We start from the raw sequence: 19,127 nt of genomic DNA, 5'->3' as shown, positions 1-19,127 counted from the left end.
AGCAAAACTGCTGGAATAGCTCTAACATTAAAATAAAAAGTTTGAAAAAGTTCATGGATTATAATCTATGAACTTTTTTATGTAAAAAAATAATTTAATATAAAGATAATCTATATAAGTGAAGGTATATATAGAAAATAACTATAAAAGGGAATATTTACTAAATGTTATAATTATAAAGCAACTTTGTATTATAATTGATAAAAATGATGGGATGATAAATCGAAAATGATAGAAATAAAAAACTTAAGCAAGAAATATGGAGAAAATGAAATATTAAAAAATATAAATCTAACTATCAATAGTGGAGAAATTTTTGGATTAGTTGGAGCTAGTGGAGCTGGAAAATCAACCATACTAAATTGTATAAATGGGATAGATGAATACCAAAATGGATCTATATTAGTGGATGGAATTAAAATAGAAAGTTTAAGTTCAAGTGAACTTAGAGATATGAGAAAGAATATTGGCGTTGTATTTCAAAATGCTTCATTATTAAAAAGAAAAGATGTATTTCAAAATATTTCATTACCATTAGAATGTTGGGGATATGACAGGGGGTATATAAAGGATAGAGTATATAAGCTAGCTGAAATGGTCGGAATAGAAAATAAATTAAATTCAAGACCTGATGAGTTAAGTGGAGGTCAAAGACAGAGGGTGTGTATTGCAAGAGCACTAGCCTTAGAGCCTAAATACCTTTTGTCTGATGAGTCGACTTCTGCGCTTGATCCAAAAACAACTTTATCCATTTTAGAATTAATAAAACAAATTCATAAAGAGATTGGGTTAACAGTAGTTTTTGTTACTCATGAAATGCAAGTAATACAAAATATATGTGAAAGAATGGCTATTTTAGAAGATGGAAATATTTCAGATTGTGGATATGTAACAGAAATGTTCCTTAATAAGCCTAAATCATTACAGAGGTTATTAGGAAAAGAAGAAATAGAACTTCCTGAAGAAGGAGTCAATTTGAGTTTTAATTTATTGTCAGATACAGTAAATATGCCTATTTTATGTGATCTAGTTAAAATATCAGAAAATAAAATATCTATAGTTGATGCTAAATTTTATAATTCTGTTTCAGGTAAAATATGCAATATAACTATAAATTTAGTTAAAGAAGATTTATGTGTTATAACAAACTATTTAAAAAGTAAAAACATTTTATTTAAAATAATTGAAAATAGAGGGAGGTAGTTATGTTTACAAATACGAGACTATTTAAATATCTTCCTAACATAATAATTCCATCAATAATTGTTACACTTAAAATAATGTTTTTCTCAGCTATACTATCTATTACCTTTGGAATTTTTTAGGGATAGTAATAGTTATTACAGATCATGATGGGCTGAATCCAAACAAAATAATTAATTCAATAATCAATAAAACAATAGATATCATTAGATCCTTTCCAGTTTTAATATTAATTGTAGCTCTTATGCCTCTTACCAGAATTATAGTTGGCACAACTATTGGGGCTAATGCAGCAATTTTTACTATTACAGTAGCCTGTACTCCATTTGCAGCGAGAATGACTCAAAATTCATTGCAAACTGTTGATAAACAAGTTATAAAAATGGCAAAGTCTTTAGGTTTAAAAAACTGGCAAATTATTTTAAAGGTTATGATTGTTGAAGCATTGCCAACATTAGTATCAAATTTAACTATACTTTTGATTAATATGTTGAATGTAACATCAATTGCCGGTGCTGTTGGGGCAGGTGGATTAGGAGCTGTAGCACTTACATATGGATACCAAAGATTCGATGATGCGATTATGTATTTCGTAGTTGCTATTTTATTAATATTTGTAGCAATTATTCAAGGTATAGGAAATAAATTATATAAATATTTACAATGAAGGGGTATATAGAATGAATAAAACTAAATTAAAAAAAATGATTTTAACTATATTGAGTATTGTTTTGTGCTTACCATTAGTAGCATGCAGTAATGATAAAAAAGAAAGTAAAGATAAGGTAATTAAAGTTGGAGGAACTGAAATTTCTCAAATATCTTATGAAGCAATGAATAAAGAGTTTGAAAAAATGGGTTACAAAACAGAATTTATTTGTTTTGATTCAAATCCAGTAGTTTTAGAAGCTTGTAATAATGGAGATGTAGATATTGCATTAGGGCAACATATTAAATTTGTAAAAAGCTTTGATGAAAATAACAATGGGGATTTAGAAATGGTAAAACCATATGGTTACTACACAGGTATAGGATTGTATTCAGAAAAATATGATTCTGTAGAACAATTCCCAAATGGAGCAACTATAGCTATTATGAATGATGCAATGAATATGGATATTGGATTAAGAGTATTACAAAAATCAGGACTGATTAAATTATCTAATAAGGATACAGGAGCCTACACTATAGCTGATATCATAGAGAATCCAAAAAAAGTTAATATAGTAGATATGGAACAAGCACAGACAGTTAGAAGTTTAGAAGATATGGACGGAGCTTTAGTATTTTTTACGCATATGAATAATGCTGGAAAAGATCCAAAATCTTATATTATAAGAGATGAAGAATCTATAAATTGTCCTATGGGTCCAATTGTTAAGAAAGAAAATGGCAAAACTAAATGGGCAAAAGATTTTGCCTCTTGTTTAAAAGTTGAATCTGTTCAAAAAGAAATAGATGGAGAATTACCGGGAGTTTTTACTTTTTATAAAGATGATAGTGAAGTAAAGGAATAAGTGAAAATATATGTGTGAAAATTGGAAGAAATCAATAGAGATTATATATGCGTCATTAGAATTAAAAAGAAAAATAGTTGGGGTTAAATTTATACAGTCAAAGATTGAATTTGAAAATACAGATGCTATTATGCCTAAAAATCCCATGAACTATTGTGGGATGATTAAAAGTGCAACTTGTGGATATAAAGTTAAATTAAATGAAAAATTAATAGCATGTAAAAGTGGAGTAAAGGTACTTGGAATCAACTCTTTAGATGTGGAAAACTCTAATGGAGAAAACTGGACAAGGCTTGGACTATATAAAGATAAAAAAATTAGCAAGTATGTAAGAGAAAATCTAGCTTATAAGAATGATAAAATTTATGGAATTATAGCTCAACCGATAGAAACATTTGAAGAAAAACCAGATATTATTATTATAGTAACTAATCCGTATAATATTATGAGGTTGGTACAAGGATATTCATATCATTATGGGATAGCTAAAAACATAAACTTTGTTGGAAATCAAGCTATTTGCTTAGAGTGTACTGCTCGTCCGTTTGTAGTTAAAGACTTAAATATTTCAGCTTTGTGTATTGGAACAAGGCATAGAGCTGGATGGTTAAATGATGAGTTAGCAGCAGGTATACCGTTTGATCAATTTGAAAATATAGCAGATGGTATTTTAAAGACTATAAACATAATGGAAAGTAATGAGAATAAGAAAAAATTAAAGAAAAATGAAATATTATAATATTGAAGATTTTGATGTTAAATATAATTACAATTATTATAACAATGTTTAAAAGCATAGGGTATATACATTTTACAAAAGACTTAAAGTCTGAGAAAGTGTATATACCTTTTTTGCGTTAAGTTCATAAAATACTTTATGTAATAAATTCAATTTAAAATAAAAAAATATATATACAAAAAGACAAGGCAAAGGGATTTTTGGGAAGCAAAAAAAGACGATAAAGTAGTTTACTTAATAGGAACATTACATCCGGCAAAAGGAAATATAAATTATTTAAATTCAGCAATGGAGAAAGTTTTAGATAATACGGATGCACTGGCACTAGAAGTAAACTTAAATGATGAAAAAGTATTAGAAAAAGGCCAGCAGATAGGCAAAGAAAACCTGTATCTAGAAAAAGGCGAATTAAAAGATTTATTAACTAAAGAAGAGCAAGTTAAACTTAATAAGGTCTTAAAAGATTTTAACATTGAGTACAATGAAGTGAAGTATCTAAGTCCTGAAGGCTTTTCAGCATATATTGAAGAAAAACAAGAAGAACAGGGTGGATTTACATATAGCTCAGATCAATGGTTACAAGAAATTTATGATACTAATAAGAAAAACATAGTAGGACTTGAAAATGTAGAGGATCATTATAAATTATTATATGAATTAACTGGTGACCTTAAAGCTTTCTTAGCTGAGTATAAACCAGATTTAGTGGATAAAGGGGAACAAAGCATGGAGGAAATTGGAAATGCATTCATAAAAGGTGATTCAGAGTATATGGAAAAAAGATCTGAAGATTTGAGAAAAGCAGATAAAGAACTATACGAAAAGTTGAGTAAAAATAGAAATATAAATATGGCTAATGAAATTGATAAATTAGCGCAAGGAGATAACAGATATGCTGTAGCAGTTGGGACATTGCACTACTTTGGAAAAGATAGCATATTAAAACAATTAGAGGAAAAAGGATATAAGATAAATAAATTAGAGAATTAATAAGGATAAATATAGAGGTTAGATAGACTTATCTAACCTCTATATTTATCCTTATGGATAAGAGGCTTTTGTTTAAAATAATATGAGCCTGATTATCAAAGTTAGTACTTTAACAATCAGGCTCATGTTAATAATGCGGAAAAAAGATTTCAAAAACCTTTGATGAAGGGTCAATGGCATAACCCTCAAATACATTATACGGAGATTAAAATAAAACCTTTACATAAAAATGAAAAACATAAATATTTATTTTGCACGTCAATTCTTTGACGCTTACATTATTTTATATTAATATAGAATATAAAGCTAAAAAGAAGTATTATGAAAGTTACGTTATGATAAAATGTATATTTTAATTTTAAGGAGGAGAAAGTGTATACATTAAACTTTATAAGAGGATTTTGCATGGCACTAGCTGATAGCGTACCAGGAGTATCAGGTGGTACAGTAGCATTTATACTAGGGTTTTACGATCAATTTGTAAACTCATTAAACCATTTAATATCAGGCAACAAAGAATATAGAATAAAAGGATTGAAATTTCTATCAAAAATAGGAATTGGATGGGTTGTAGGGTTTATACTATCTGTACTATTTATAACATCCATATTTGAAAAAATATATACAAAATAAACTCATTATTTCTAGGGTTTATAATAGCATCTGTTCCTTTAATAATTAAATCAGAGAAAAAATACTAAAAGAAAATAAAAAAGGGATAATATTTTTAGTATTAGGGATAGTAACCGTATGTTTAATGACATACTTTAACCCAGCAACAGGAAGTGATTATAGCTTTTCTGTTAAATCAGAAAATCTAAACTTACCACTTATACTATATATATTTATATCAGGTATGATTGCTATATCAGCAATGGTTCTACCAGGGATATCAGGGTCTACAATACTTTTAATATTTGGACTATATGTACCTATACTAGGAGCTATAAAAAATGTTATAAAGTTTAATTTTGACTATTTACTAGGGATAGTAATATTTAGTTGCGGTGTGTTAGTTGGGATATTAGTGACAGTAAGAATTGTACGATATTTACTTAAAACATATAGATCCCAAACTATATACTGTATTACAGGGCTTATGATAGGGTCTATATATGCAGTTATAATGGGGCCTACATCTTTGGAAACACCAAAACCACCAATGAGGATTGAAACATTTAGTATATTATTCTTTGCTGTTGGAGTTATATTGGTACCAGGATTAGAAAAGCTTAAAATATTGCTTAATAATAAAAATTAAGAATGTAAAAAATCAGAAGATAATTGTAGTTAAAAAATAATAAATTTTCTATGATAATAATGAAGCTGAAATGGATATTAAACCATTTGTAGTAGAAAGGAAAAACTGCTAAATACCATGGACTATTGGCTTTATTATATTAATTTTGAAATAAAAATAGGAGCTTGATTATTAAAGCAATTGCTTTAATAATCAAGCTCCTATTAATAGTGTAGAAAAAACTTCAAAATTTTATTACGGATTATATCATAATCCGTAAATATATTATATTGAGATTAAAACAAAATCTTTACATAAAAATAAAAAATATTTAATTCACATTATCTTATTTCTTTATATGCACATCCATTTGAGGATAAGGGATACTGATATCTTCCTTATCAAACCTTATTTTAACTTCCTCTAATAAACTACCGTGAATATCCCAGTAATGTTCAGCTTTACACCATACTCTAACTGTAAAATCTATAGAGCTAGCTCCATGGGCAGTTATACCTACAAAGTAAGAGGGATCAGATAAGATAAAATTTTGTTTTTTTATAATATCAATTAAAACATCTTTAACATGATTTACATCATTGTCATAACTAACACTAAAAGTTAAATCAACTCTTCGTTTTTCCTTAGCAGAGTAGTTAACTAAACTACCATTGATAAAGCTCCATTAGGAATTAATATCAACTTATTATCTACAGTTGTAAGTTTAGTATAGAATAAACCAATTTCTTCAACACTTCCTTGATAAATTCCTGTTTCTATATAGTCACCAACTTTAAAAGGTCTGATTAAAAGTATAATAAAACCTCCTGCAAAGTTTGATAAACTTCCTTGAAGAGCTAAACCAATAGCAACCCCTCCAGAAGCCACTAATGCAGCAAGTCCTGTCAATTGAACATCCCAATATCCAAGTATTATTAAAAATAGGAATGCTTTTAATGTTACTTCAGCAAATGCATGCAAAAACTTAGTAAGAGTTACATCAACAGATTTCTTCTGTAGAAAAGTTGTAAAGTGTTTTACAACCTTTTTTATAATTTTTAAACCTATAAATATAACAAGTAAACCTATAACAAGTTTAGCTCCGAAAGTTGTAATCCAATTTAAAAACTTTTCAGTTAAAATATCTAAAGGCATATTACTGATTTTCTCAACATTTTCAGTAACAGATTGTACTATGTTTTCTTCCACAATTAAACACCTCACTCTTATTTAAAAATTTAGCTAATAGATATGATATAACATTTTTCAACAAAAGTCTACAAAGGGGGATTGGGTAGAGAAGGAACCGGGATAAAAATATTAAAATTGCAACTAAAAATGACTAAATATTAACCTTATGAGGCTTTTTATTTTTTAAAAATTTTATATAATAGACATTAGGCGAAATTAGAACTAGGAGGAAGATATGAGCAATTTGGCAAAATCAGCATTTTGGCTTATGGTAGTCACTATGCTATCGAAAGTATTAGGACTTGGAAGGGAATTAGTACTAGGATATTTTTATGGTACAAGTGGATATAGTGACGTATATATAGTAGCAATGAATATACCATTAGTAGTTTTTGCATCTATAGGTACAGCTTTACTTACAACATTTATACCATTATATCAAGAAGTGTTAAATGATAAAGGGGAAGAAAGAGCTTTAAAATTCTCAAATAATATAATGAACATAGTGATTATATTAAGTATAATACTAGGTATTTTAGGATATATATTCGCAGAACCTTTAGTAAAAATGTTCGCATTCCATTATGAGGGTGAAAAGCTAATATTAGCAGTTAAATTTGTAAGAATAATGATAGGTGGAGTTGTGTTTATTGGTTTAAGTAACTTAATGACATCATACTTACAGATAAAAGGTGATTTTACTATACCAGGAATGATAGGGTTTCCTAATAATATAATAATAATACTATCTATAATATTAAGTGGAGTTACAGGCAATATATATATATTAGCAATTGGGTCATTAATTGGGATGGCATCTCAATTTTTATTTCAAGTTCCATTTGCTATTAAAAAAGGATATAAGTTTAAGCCTACAATAGATTTTAAAGATGAATATTTAAAGAAAATGTTATGGTTAGTTCTGCCTGTACTTATAGGAGTAGCTGTAAATCAGATAAATGCAATGGTTGATAGAAGCTTAGCATCAGGACTTGAAGATGGTGTAATAACAGCACTAAGTAATGCAAATAGATTGAATGGTTTTGTTATGGGGATGTTTATTGCAACTTTAGGGGCAGTTATATACCCTACTCTATCTAAATTATCAACTGAAAATAATAAAGAGAAATTTGCAGAGTCTGTAGCTAACAGTGTAAACTGTGTAAACTTGTTAGTTGTTCCTGCATCAATCGGAGCTATGATACTTGCAACACCAGTTGTTAGAATTTTATTTGAAAGAGGAGCTTTTAATGACAGATCAACTACTTTAACTGCTACAGCTTTAGTATTTTACTCAATTGGTATGGTAGGATTTGGATTAAGAGATATATTAGGGAAAGTATTTTATTCATTAAAAGATACGAAAACACCAATGATAAATGGTGTTATAGCTGTTATATTAAATATTGTATTAAACATAGTATTAGTAAAAGTTATGGGGCATGGAGGATTAGCTTTAGCAACAAGTTTATCAGCTTTAATATGTATAGTACTATTATTTATAAGTTTAAAGAAAAAAATAGGGTATTATGGTCAAGATAAAATAAAATCTACATTTATAAAGATATTAGTAGCATCTCTTGTAATGGGAGTTGGGACATATTTTGTATATAAATTCTTATCTGGAATCTTAGGTATAGGATTTATACAAGAAGCAATATCTTTAGGCGTTTCTATAGCAGTAGGAGGAGCGATATATTTAGGACTTATTATAGTATTTAAAGTAGAAGAAATAAATATGGCAATAGATATGATAAAGCAAAAACTGAAAAGATAACAAAAAGATGACTTAATATAAACGAAAGCAGATAATATATAAGTTTTGATACCAAAGCTGAAAAGATGCTTTAAAGGTATCTACAACTTATATATTAACCACTTTCAAAAAATATGTAGTCATCTTTTTTATCTTAATAAGTAGGAGAGGGATGCAGGAAAGGAGGGAGATTAATATTCAACTGACGAAAGACTTAAAGTTTGGTTTTAAGGACTTTGTCTGAAGGAGGTGAATATTAATCTCCCTCCTATATATACTTAAAATTCGCAATAAATAAAAAACTATGTTACAATTATAACAACAGCAGATAATTGACGAGGGGGATTTACATGAAATTTATAAAGAAGTTAATATTATTAACACTGCCAATTGCAATTTTAGTCCTAGCTTCAGGATGTACAAATAAAAGTACTAATACCAATCAAAGCGAAACTTCGGAAAAATCAACAGTACCTATGAAAGGGTTTTTCTGGGAGGCTAAAAAAGGAAATGATATTATATATTTAACTGGGTCTATGCAACCAAGTAAACCTAATTTAGATTATAATAATGAGACAATGAAAAAATATTAAAAGAAACAGATGCTTTAGCACTTGAAATAAACTTTAAAGATGAAAACAGATAAAGAATCTTCAACAACAACAACAAAAAGAAATATATTTAAAAGATAAAAAACTAAAAGACTTACTTACAAAAGAAGAACAAGGAAAGCTAGATAAAATTTTAGAATCACTAGGAATAAAATATAAAGAAGTTGAAAATCTAAGTCCAAGTGGATTTTTATCATTAGTTAAGCAAGTAGAATCAGAAAAAGCAGGATTAACAGGTACTTCTTTAAATGGATACTTAGCAAACAAGTTTAGTGAAGATAAAAAGACAATAGTATCACTAGAAAGTAATGAAACACAAGTAGATATATTAAAAAAATCAACACAAGATTTAAAAGACTTTGTAAATACATTTAGCTCAAAAACGTTAAAAGATACAACAAAAGATTTGAATGAAAATATGTATGCCTTTATAAAAGGGGATACTGGATATATGGAACAAGAAGCTAATAAACTACAAAAAGAAAACTCAAAAGAGTATGAAACACAATATCTAAAAAGAGATGAACAAATGGCAAAGAAAATTGATGAATTAGCAAAACAAAAACAAAAATATATTGTATCAATAGGAGCTCTTCACTTCTTCGGAGAAAACAGTATATTAAAAAATCTTGAAAATATGGGATACACAGTAACTCAAATCAAGTAAATATAAATAAAAAAGGGAAGTATTCAACTGACGAAAGACTTAAAGTCTGATTTTAAGGGCTTTATCTGAAGGAAGTGAATACTTCCCTTTTTCTAGTAACTCGAAATTTAAATATAAAAATGATAGGTATTCAACTGATGAAAGACTTAAAGTTCGGTTTTAAGGACTTTGTCTGAAGGAAGTGAATACTTCCCTTTTTTCTAAAACTCAAAACTCTAAATACAAAAATGATAGGTATTTAACTGACGAAAGACTTAAAGCCTGCTTTTAAAGGCTTTGTCTGAAGGAAGTGAATACCTATCATTTTAGTAAAATTTAAATAACTATGCTAAACTTTTAAAAATACATGTCGTATAACTAGTTATAAGTATATATTAGAGGTGATAAAATGATTGACAATATAGATTTATTAAAAATGACAGCATTAATGTCAAATAACAATAGTTATAAAACTTACAATAACACAGAGAGCGGACAAGCATTTGACATGTTAATATTAAGTTTATTAAAAGCAGTAGCTAATACACCACAAGGTAGAACTAATCAATACGTAAACAATTGTTGTACGTGTTGCAATCATAATAACAATATAGAAGCATCAAATAGTAAAACTGAAAATTTAGATACGGTAAATTCTATGCATAATAGTAATAAACTTACAGCAACATCTAAGAATAAAGATGTAAATGCACAAATAGAAGATGCTATAGCTATATCATCTAAGAAGTATGGGGTTGATGAAAATTTGATAAGAGCAATAATAAAAGTAGAGTCAGATTTCAATCCAAAATGTACATCGAAAGCAGGCGCTAAAGGTTTAATGCAGCTTATGCCTGAAAATTGTAGGGACTTAGGTGTTAAAAATCCATTTGATATATATGAAAATATAGATGGTGGAACAAGACATATAAAAGAATATTTAGATAAGTATAATGGCGATACAAAAATGGCTTTAATGGCGTATAATGGAGGGCCCACAAGAATGAGAAAAAGGGGGGTCAATTCTCCGGAAGATATATATTTAATGCCAAAGGAAACACAAAATTATGTGCCTAAAGTTATGAAATATTATAAGGGATAAACTAAATATTACCTTGTAGATACTTAAATATACATCTAGCGATTTTTACGCAAGGGGGTAAATATGAACTACAAGCAATTGATAGAAATTAAAAATAATGTAAGAGCACATATGAATAAAAAAGACACGTTAACCGGTATATACAATAAGGATTACTTTTTTGAGTATATATCAAATAAACCAAATGGAACTATTATAAAAATTAACGTAGATGGAATAAATTTTGTGAATGTGAATTATGGAATGGAAATTGGAGATACATTGATGAGATTTATAGCTATTTGTTTAGAAGAAAACTGCAATTGTGAGAATGCAGTTATAGCTAGGCTATCAAGCTTTGATTTTATAATTCATAAAACAAACACAAATAACGATAGAATTTATGAATTCATGGAAGAAATTAAATCTATATTAACAAAAGAGATAAAAGAGATATATAAGGTTTATATTAATTTTAATATAGCTGCAGTTATATACAAAATGATGACTTAGATATATTTGATTCTATTAGCAAATTAGATATATGTATGAAAAATTTAATAAGCAAGGGGAATAGGGTTGGGATATATAACGATACGTACGAAGAGCATATAAGTATACAATCTATAGAGAGTGCAATAAATAGCAATGAAATTAAGTTGCATTACCAACCTAAAATAGACTTATATACAGAAAAAATAGTAGGTGTAGAAGTTTTAATAAGATGGTTTAGCAAAACGCATGGATATATACACCCTGAAAAAATAATATCCTTTGCAGAAGATTGTGGATACATAAATATTTTAGGCAAGTGGATACTTGAGAAAGCTTGCATAGATATAAATTATCTAAACAAAGTATTAAATACAAATATAGATTTATCAGTAAATATATCTCCGTTGCAATTAGAAGAAAAAGACTTTATAAACGATATAATTGAAATTTTAGATAAGACCAAATTTGATTCTAAGTTTTTAAAATTAGAAATAACTGAGAGTGAAAATATAGAAGATATAATAAAGATAAATGATATAATAAATAATAATTAAAAAACTGGAATAAAAATATCAATAGATGATTTTGGAAAAGGATTCAACTCAATTAACTATATAAAAAATTATAATGTAGATGAAATAAAGATAGATAAATCCTTAGTTGAATATTCAAATAGAAATCCTATGTTTGTTGAAAGTTTAATAAACATGATCCACACAACTCAAACAACTGTTGTAGCTGAAGGGGTAGAAACAGAAAAGGAATATTTAAGATTAAAGACCATGGAATGCGATTTAGTACAAGGATATTACTTTTATAAACCTATGGATTTAAATAAGTTAATTGAGGCAATAAAAGAAGAAAAACTTACAACAAAAGAAGAATTAACTGTAGGGGAATTTTATTAATTAGAGGTAAATATGAAAATAAGAGAATTTAAAATTTCTAATGAAAATAGTTCAATAGATATAAAGAAGCCAAAACAGGCACTAAGTTTTAGTGATAGTTTTAATAAGGTTAGTATATCTAAAAGCAAAGAAGAAGTAGATAGATATTTAAATCAAATTAAAGACATAGGAAAAGATTTAGCAAATACAAGAGGATATTCACATGTCATTAGATATAAGCAAGCCATACAAAAATATTTAAAGTCTGTAGTTGATTATACCTATGAAACAGATAAAAAAGATTCTTTTGGAGCAATAACTATTTTAAAACAGTAAGAGTAGTTGATGAAAAATTAGAAAATTTAACTAAGTCTGTTTTAGAAAATGAAAAAGATAATATAGATATTATTTCAGAAATAGATGACATTAATGGGCTTTTAATTGACCTATATTTGTAAAATAAGGAGAGACACTTATGGAAATCAAAAACGAAACAAAAGAGATATATGAACCTCAGTTTGAACAATTGCAAAAGGGTGAGACCGCGTCTATAAACGCTATAGAAGCTATATCACATGCAGAGATGGAATTAGAAGTTTTAGTAGGCAGTACTCGAGAAAAAATTTCTAGTATAGTAAATCTTAAAGAAGGAGATATCTTAGAGTTAGATAAGTATTTAGAAGAACCATTAGATATAAGTATAAATGGGGTAACTATAGCAAGCGGAGAAAGTATGATAATAAACGATAAAATAGCGGTGAGATTATCAAAGATAAAATCAATGCAAGAAGAATATTAAATTCTTGAGGAGGTAGCGTTTTGAAAGTTACTAATGATAAACATATAGCATTCAATAGCATATATAAGATGGATAAATTAAAAAACAATAATGAAAATAAAAGCCAAAATAATACTGATAGTGTGCAAATATCAGAACTAGGGAAGTATTTAAGTAAAGTTAGTTCAAAAGAAGAACCTATGGATATGGAAAAAATAAATCGACTTAAACAGCAAATTGAAAATGGAACTTATAAAGTTGACTCTAGAATTTTAGCTAAAAAATAGTAGAAAAATTGTAGGAGGAGAAAAAATGAGTCCAGAGTTAAAAGTTATAATATACGAACAAAGAAAAATGTTTAAAGAGTTATTAAATTTGCTGGATGAACAGTATGATTTAATACTTGGGAAAGATCCAACATTATTAGATAAAGTTGCAAGAAAACTAGAAAATGTATCTAGAGATATAGCAAAGTTAGAAATTCAAAGAAGAAACATAGTTGGATCTGATTTTAGTATGGGGAATTTAATAGAAGAAAATGATGATAAGAATATTAAAGAAGCTTATGAGGAAATAAAGAGTACTATAAAAATGATAGAAGTTCAAAAAGAATCAAATCATGTTATTTTGAAACAAAAACTATTTTTCACTAAAAAAATGTTAAATGTAATAAAGCCAAGTCAAGGAACAGGTACATATAATTATTGTGGACAAGTAGGAAAATAAAAACTATATAAGTGGAGGGAATATATGTCAGGATTATTAGGTAGTTTACAATCAGCAAGAACTGGTATGGGTGTAAGTCAAGCATCTATACAAACGACTTCTCATAATATCAATAACTTAAATACTCCAGGATATTCAAGACAACAAGTAGAACAAAAAGCAAGAAGTGCATACAGTTATCCTGGTTATAATAGTCAGTTAGGTGCTGGACAATTGGGAACAGGAGTTGAAATAACTGATATCGTTAGAGTTAGGAATTCATTTTATGATTTCCAATTTAGAAATGAAAGTCATACATATGGGCAAATAGGTGTTAAATATGATCACTATAGTACTATGGAAACAATATTTAATGAACCATCTGAAACGGGGATTTCTTCATCTATAAATAATTTCTTTATGAGTTGGCAAGAACTTTCAAAAAATCCTAATGATGTTGGATCTAAGGATATAGTTATACAAAACAGTGATTACTTAGCTAAAAATATAAGTAATGTATATAAAAAATTAAATGAGTTAAGTGAAAATGCTAAAAAGAAATTAAATGAAAATATAGATGATATAAATGGAAAATTAAAAGAATTAAAAGAACTTGATAAGCAAATTAAACTAGTTGAGGGTAGCGGAAAATCTCCTAATGATTTACTTGATGAAAGAGATAGAATTTTAGATGATTTAAGTTTTAAAATGAACATAAATGATGAAAATGTTCAAAACCTATTAAAGGATAAAATAGCAAGCGGAGAAAATATAACTGAAGATGATTTGAAAAAGATACCAAGTATATCTGGAGAAATTCAAGGGTCTTTTGAAATGCTTGATAAAATAGATGGGTACAAAAAGGATTTAGAAGAATTAGCTGAAGGAATTAAAAAAAGTGTAAATGATGCTTTAGGCATAGATTTATTCGAAACGGGAACAGATTCTATATTAAAAGTAAAAGATGATATTTTAGATAAAACTACAGACTTAAACATAACTGCAGAAACTGCACAAAAAATGTATAAATTAAAAGATGAAAAGGTAAGTATCGGGGGAGAAGATATAACTATAGATAACTTCTACAATAGTATAATACAGAGATTAGGAAATGAAACTCAAGAAGTTAGAAGGAATGAAAAAAACCAAAGCAAGGTTTTAAAAGAAATAGATAATTCAAGATTAAATGTATCGGGAGTATCATTGGATGAAGAAATGATAAACTTGATACAATTTCAGCATGCGTATAATGCTAGTGCAAAGGTAGTTTCGACTATAGACTCATTACTAGATGTTGTAATAAATGGTCTAGTAAGATAATTTAAGGAGGGTAATTATGAGAATAACAAATTCATCAATGATTAGAAATCATATGTATGACGTTCAACAAGGATTACAAAGAATGGACAATTTAAATAAACAATTAGATTCACAAAAACAAATAAATAGAGTATCAGATGATCCACACAAAGCTATAAAAATAATGAATTTGAATAATGAAATTAAGTATGCAGAAAAGCATAACCAAAATGTAGAAGAAGTTGTAGGTTGGATGAATAACACTGATGCTAACTTAGAAGAGTTTGGAACTCTACTTGGAGATATAAAAAACAGTATATTAAAGGTTGGAAACGGAACTTACTCAGATGAAGAAATGAAGGCTATACAAGCTGAAATGAATGAGAAGATAAAAGCTTTAGGAGAAACTTTAAACACTACTCACGGTGGAAGATACATGTTTGGAGGAACTTCTGTAAATGAACCTCCTGTGCAAATAGAAGAAAAAGATGGAGTTGTTACATTAAAATTAAATCCAAACATAAATGAGGAAGACTTAAAAGCTGAAATTTCTGATGGGATAAACTTGGATTATAATGTTTCTGCAAGTGAAATATTCAATAAAGATGGAAAGAACTATTTAGATTCAATAAATGATTTATCAAAACTTATGAATGATATAGCTAATGGCGTAGATGTAGAAGACAATAAAAAAGAGCTATTGGGAGATGTAAAGAAAAATATAGATGACTTTTTTAATCATACTGTTGATACTAGAACTAAATTTGGGGTGAAAGTAAATACAGCAGAAAAGATAAAAGATCTTAACGATGAAAATATATTAAATATGAAAGGTGTATTATCATTAGAGCAAGATGTAAATTATGTAGATAAATTTATAGAATTAAAATCTGCAGAGATGGTGTACAATGCATCGATTCAAGTTGGAGCAAAACTTATACAACCTAGTATATTAGATTATTTAAGATAGAGGTGAAATTATGAAAATAGTATTTGAAAAAGGACTTCCAGGGTTTGAAAATCATAAAAATTTTGAAATAAGTGAGATTGAAGAAAATCCAAAGTTTAAAGTTGTAAATTCTATGGATGATAAAAGTGTAGGGTTTATAGCTGTATCTCCATTTGATATAAAAAAAGATTATGAAATTAAATTAGATGCTGACACCATAAATTTATTAAAAATAGATAAGCCAGAAGATGTACTCCTATTAAATCTAGTAACACTTGGAAAAAAACTAGAAAATAGCACAGTAAATCTAAAGGCACCTCTAGTAATGAGTGTAAAAAATAAATTAGGTGTACAGTTAATATTACAAGATGATAAATATGATATAAAAGAACCTTTAATAGGATGTGGTAAAGATGTTAGTAATTTCTAGGAAAAAAGATGAGTCATTATTAATTGGAGATGACATAGAAATAAAGATAGTTAAGGTTGAGGACGGAAGTGTTAAATTAGCTATAGATGCACCAAAGGATAAGATAATACTTAGAAAAGAAATATATGAAAAAGTAAAAGAAGAAAATTCAAGTGCTATAGCTAAATTAGATGATATTTTAAATTATTTTAAGTAGGTGAGGTAATACATGTATACGGCAAATCCATATAATGCGTACAAACAAAATTCCGTAAATACAGCATCTAAAGAGCAACTACTTTTAATGCTATTAGATGGAGCGGTTAAATATACAAAAATAGCCAGGTTAGCTATACTTGATAGAAATATAGAAAGAGCTCATAAAGAATTAGTGAGAGTTCAAGATATATTCTTAGAACTTATGATAACTATGGATAGAAGTTCTAAAGCTATGGATGATTTATATCATTTATATGAATATATAAAAAATGAATTAGCTAAAGCAAATATGAAAAAAGATATAAAAATAATAGATGAAGTACTTCCTTTGATAGAGGAAGTAAGGGATATGTGGCATGAAGTTGATATGAGAATTAAAACTGGTAAATAGGGGGTAATTTTATGACAAGTGTTGGAAGTGCAAGTAGCGTAAGGATTCCAGGTCTTGCAACTGGTATGGACACTGATGCTATGATAAAAGACATGCTTTCAGGAGAACAACAAAAAATTGATAAAGCAAAGCAAAAACAACAGACAGTAAAATGGCAACAAGAAATATATAGGGAAGTGATGAAAGATATTAAATCGTTACAAGATAAGTATTTTTCAGTAACTTCTCCAAATTCTATAATGAGTAGTAGCGCATGGAATACATTAACTATAGGAAGTTCAAATGAAAATGTAATTACAGCGTCAGGAAGTGCAGGAGCTAATAGAGTTGATTATAGCTTTAATGTTGTAAAGCTAGCTCAATCAGCTAAAATGAGTTCAAGTAAAGCTATAAATAATGTGGATATAAAAAAAGATAGCTCATTAGAATCTTTAGGTTTAAGTGGAGAGCAAAAGTTTTCAATAAAATTCGGAGATAAAGACACAGATATATCTAAAGAGATAACAATAAGAACAGAACCTTTATATGAAAAAGATAGTGATGGGAATTTTGTATTAGATAAAGATGGGAATAAAGTAGTAAAAGAGCCTGCTGATACTGTAGACACTTTAATAAAGAAGATAAATGATAGTACAGATGGAAATGTTAAAGCATCTTATAGTGAAATGACAGGTGAATTTACTATTCAAAGTACTAAAACAGGAGAGAATTCTAAGCTACAAATAGTAGATGCTTCTGGAAATGAAAGTGGAACTTTAGACTTTTTAGGAATTTCAAGAAGTGAAAAAGGATCAAATTCACAAATAGAAGTAAAAGCAAAAGATGGATCATTTACAAAAACATTAAATGAAGAGTCTAATTCATTTAGTATAGATGGAATAACATATAATGTTCACACTACGGGTACTTGTGACATAACTTCAAAAGAAGATGTACAACCTGTAGTTGATAATATGAAAAAATTTGTAGAAGACTATAATAAGATAATGGATAAAATATATTCGCTTGTTACAGAAAAAGCAAATAAAGAGTATCCTCCATTAACAGAAGCTCAAAAGAAAGATATGAGTGAAGAGGAAATTGAAAGATGGGAAAAGAAAGCTAAAGAAGGATTATTAAGAAATGATTCTGAGATGAGAAGCTTCATGGATAAAATGCAAAATGCAATATTTGGAGACGATATGAAGTTTTTAATGGATTGTGGATTAACTTCAAGTGAAGATTACACAAAAAAGGGTCAATTATCTTTAGATGAAGACAAATTTAAAAAAGCACTTCAAAACAACAGTCAAAAAGTATATGATGCATTTGCAGGTGGAAATGATAGTGTTTTAGAAAAAATGAAAGATACTATGTATGATTATGTAGGAACTTCATCATCTGTTTTTGCTAAAAAGGCCGGGCTTGAAAAAACTTCATCAGTTGTGAATAATTTTTATTCAGAGCAAATAAAAAGACAAGAAGATGCTATAAAGCTTCTTCAAAGAAAAATGGATGATAGAGAAAATAAATTATACAAACAATTTGGTCAATTGGAAGCAAGTATGAATAAACTTAATTCACAGATGAATTATTTTGCACAAATGTAAACTTAAAGAGGTTAAATTATGATTGAACTTGCTAATAAATATAAAGATATATCATTAGATATAATAAATAAATTAAAGAATAAAGATATAGAAGAGATAAATGAACTTTTAGACATAAGACAAAATATACTAGATGATGTAACTAATTCAAAACAATTTAAAGATATACTTTTAAAAGAAAATATACTTAATATAGATGAGACTATAAAGTCTTTAGTAAAAGAACAGATAGAAAGTACAAAAGAAGAAATAAAAGAACACAATAGATCAAAAAAAGCTAGTATGTCCTATATTAACATAGGTAAAGAAAATTTAAATATTTTTAATAAAAAAGTGTAAAGTTTTTCTAAATGGTTCCGATATATAATATTGTAAGCGATACTTGGCCAAGTAATTGCATATAAAATAAAAAGACAAGGATGTCGTAAAAAA

Annotated in this window: 24 protein-coding genes and 2 pseudogenes; 24 read left to right on the top strand and 2 right to left on the bottom strand. The window is 27.7% G+C overall.

Features of this window, described 5'->3' with window-relative positions; genetic code table 11:
• Positions 1–228: 228 nt before the first annotated feature.
• The 7 genes from LEQ07_RS07230 (at position 229) to LEQ07_RS07205 (ending at position 5,710) form a co-directional block, all read left to right on the top strand.
• Entirely contained in the window at positions 229–1,203 is a 975-nt protein-coding gene (locus tag LEQ07_RS07230; RefSeq protein WP_263330083.1) for a methionine ABC transporter ATP-binding protein, read from the top strand.
• A 97-nt stretch (positions 1,204–1,300) separates the two neighbouring features.
• Positions 1,301–1,870, top strand: coding sequence for a methionine ABC transporter permease (locus LEQ07_RS07225; protein WP_317852040.1), 570 nt, complete (start codon positions 1,301–1,303; stop codon positions 1,868–1,870).
• Positions 1,871–1,883: 13 nt separating this feature from the next.
• Positions 1,884–2,720: a MetQ/NlpA family ABC transporter substrate-binding protein gene (locus LEQ07_RS07220; protein ID WP_263330082.1), complete on the top strand. Its 837-nt coding sequence runs from the start codon at positions 1,884–1,886 to the stop codon at positions 2,718–2,720.
• 10 nt (positions 2,721–2,730) lie between these two features.
• Positions 2,731–3,459 (top strand): DUF169 domain-containing protein, encoded by a 729-nt coding sequence (locus LEQ07_RS07215; protein WP_263330081.1) that lies wholly within the window; start codon positions 2,731–2,733, stop codon positions 3,457–3,459.
• A 147-nt stretch (positions 3,460–3,606) separates the two neighbouring features.
• A complete protein-coding gene (locus LEQ07_RS07210; protein ID WP_317852039.1) occupies positions 3,607–4,449 on the top strand; it encodes a TraB/GumN family protein in 843 nt (280 codons plus the stop codon).
• Positions 4,450–4,821: 372 nt separating this feature from the next.
• Complete coding sequence (locus tag LEQ07_RS20950) at positions 4,822–5,082, top strand: undecaprenyl phosphate translocase family protein (protein ID WP_332842983.1); 261 nt, start codon at positions 4,822–4,824, stop codon at positions 5,080–5,082.
• Positions 5,083–5,131: 49 nt separating this feature from the next.
• Positions 5,132–5,710 carry a DUF368 domain-containing protein gene (locus tag LEQ07_RS07205; protein ID WP_332842986.1) on the top strand — a complete coding sequence of 193 codons (579 nt, stop codon included), beginning with the start codon at positions 5,132–5,134 and terminating at the stop codon, positions 5,708–5,710.
• 325 nt (positions 5,711–6,035) lie between these two features.
• Here LEQ07_RS07205 and LEQ07_RS22425 read toward each other — a convergent pair whose 3' ends face one another.
• A complete protein-coding gene (locus LEQ07_RS22425) occupies positions 6,036–6,260 on the bottom strand; it encodes a hypothetical protein (RefSeq protein ID WP_334307503.1) in 225 nt (74 codons plus the stop codon).
• A gap of 89 nt (positions 6,261–6,349) precedes the next feature.
• On the bottom strand, positions 6,350–6,898 hold the full coding sequence (locus tag LEQ07_RS20945) for a mechanosensitive ion channel family protein (protein ID WP_332842982.1): 549 nt from the start codon (positions 6,896–6,898) through the stop codon (positions 6,350–6,352).
• 217 nt (positions 6,899–7,115) lie between these two features.
• Here LEQ07_RS20945 and murJ point away from each other — a divergent pair, with 217 nt between their 5' ends.
• From murJ to LEQ07_RS07115, 17 genes and pseudogenes are all read left to right on the top strand, one after another.
• Positions 7,116–8,657, top strand: coding sequence for a murein biosynthesis integral membrane protein MurJ (gene murJ / locus LEQ07_RS07195; RefSeq protein ID WP_263330080.1), 1,542 nt, complete (start codon positions 7,116–7,118; stop codon positions 8,655–8,657).
• A 329-nt stretch (positions 8,658–8,986) separates the two neighbouring features.
• Complete coding sequence (locus tag LEQ07_RS07190; RefSeq protein WP_263330079.1) at positions 8,987–9,229, top strand: hypothetical protein; 243 nt, start codon at positions 8,987–8,989, stop codon at positions 9,227–9,229.
• A gap of 49 nt (positions 9,230–9,278) precedes the next feature.
• Positions 9,279–9,914 carry a TraB/GumN family protein gene (locus tag LEQ07_RS07185; RefSeq protein ID WP_263330088.1) on the top strand — a complete coding sequence of 212 codons (636 nt, stop codon included), beginning with the start codon at positions 9,279–9,281 and terminating at the stop codon, positions 9,912–9,914.
• A gap of 388 nt (positions 9,915–10,302) precedes the next feature.
• Positions 10,303–10,995, top strand: coding sequence for a lytic transglycosylase domain-containing protein (locus LEQ07_RS07180; protein ID WP_263330078.1), 693 nt, complete (start codon positions 10,303–10,305; stop codon positions 10,993–10,995).
• A gap of 63 nt (positions 10,996–11,058) precedes the next feature.
• Complete coding sequence (locus LEQ07_RS07175) at positions 11,059–11,487, top strand: diguanylate cyclase domain-containing protein (RefSeq protein WP_263330077.1); 429 nt, start codon at positions 11,059–11,061, stop codon at positions 11,485–11,487.
• Between the two features lie 35 nt (positions 11,488–11,522).
• A pseudogene (locus LEQ07_RS07170) lies at positions 11,523–12,377 on the top strand (EAL domain-containing protein).
• Between the two features lie 12 nt (positions 12,378–12,389).
• A pseudogene (locus LEQ07_RS07165) lies at positions 12,390–12,814 on the top strand (YaaR family protein).
• 17 nt (positions 12,815–12,831) lie between these two features.
• Positions 12,832–13,155 carry a FliM/FliN family flagellar motor switch protein gene (locus tag LEQ07_RS07160; protein WP_046823236.1) on the top strand — a complete coding sequence of 108 codons (324 nt, stop codon included), beginning with the start codon at positions 12,832–12,834 and terminating at the stop codon, positions 13,153–13,155.
• 20 nt (positions 13,156–13,175) lie between these two features.
• A complete protein-coding gene (gene flgM, locus LEQ07_RS07155; protein ID WP_263330075.1) occupies positions 13,176–13,421 on the top strand; it encodes a flagellar biosynthesis anti-sigma factor FlgM in 246 nt (81 codons plus the stop codon).
• Between the two features lie 25 nt (positions 13,422–13,446).
• The gene (locus LEQ07_RS07150) at positions 13,447–13,860 is read left to right on the top strand and encodes a flagellar protein FlgN (protein WP_046823235.1); all 414 of its coding nucleotides are present in this window, start codon (positions 13,447–13,449) and stop codon (positions 13,858–13,860) included.
• 24 nt (positions 13,861–13,884) lie between these two features.
• On the top strand, positions 13,885–15,159 hold the full coding sequence (gene flgK, locus LEQ07_RS07145) for a flagellar hook-associated protein FlgK (protein WP_046823234.1): 1,275 nt from the start codon (positions 13,885–13,887) through the stop codon (positions 15,157–15,159).
• 16 nt (positions 15,160–15,175) lie between these two features.
• Positions 15,176–16,108, top strand: a complete 933-nt coding sequence (locus LEQ07_RS07140; RefSeq protein ID WP_046823233.1) for a flagellin N-terminal helical domain-containing protein — start codon at positions 15,176–15,178, stop codon at positions 16,106–16,108.
• 10 nt (positions 16,109–16,118) lie between these two features.
• Complete coding sequence (gene fliW, locus LEQ07_RS07135; RefSeq protein ID WP_046823232.1) at positions 16,119–16,517, top strand: flagellar assembly protein FliW; 399 nt, start codon at positions 16,119–16,121, stop codon at positions 16,515–16,517.
• Positions 16,501–16,713: a carbon storage regulator CsrA gene (gene csrA / locus LEQ07_RS07130; protein WP_025162497.1), complete on the top strand. Its 213-nt coding sequence runs from the start codon at positions 16,501–16,503 to the stop codon at positions 16,711–16,713. The genes fliW and csrA overlap by 17 nt, the downstream gene beginning before the upstream one ends.
• A 12-nt stretch (positions 16,714–16,725) precedes the next feature.
• The gene (fliS, locus tag LEQ07_RS07125) at positions 16,726–17,106 is read left to right on the top strand and encodes a flagellar export chaperone FliS (protein WP_046823231.1); all 381 of its coding nucleotides are present in this window, start codon (positions 16,726–16,728) and stop codon (positions 17,104–17,106) included.
• 11 nt (positions 17,107–17,117) lie between these two features.
• Positions 17,118–18,695, top strand: coding sequence for a flagellar filament capping protein FliD (gene fliD, locus LEQ07_RS07120; RefSeq protein WP_263330074.1), 1,578 nt, complete (start codon positions 17,118–17,120; stop codon positions 18,693–18,695).
• Positions 18,696–18,713: 18 nt separating this feature from the next.
• Positions 18,714–19,034, top strand: a complete 321-nt coding sequence (locus tag LEQ07_RS07115) for a flagellar protein FliT (protein WP_263330073.1) — start codon at positions 18,714–18,716, stop codon at positions 19,032–19,034.
• Positions 19,035–19,127 lie beyond the last annotated feature (93 nt).

Source organism: Paraclostridium sp. AKS73, assembly GCF_025671395.1.
Classification (GTDB): domain Bacteria; phylum Bacillota; class Clostridia; order Peptostreptococcales; family Peptostreptococcaceae; genus Paraclostridium; species Paraclostridium benzoelyticum.
This window is presented reverse-complemented; position numbering and strand designations above follow the sequence as displayed.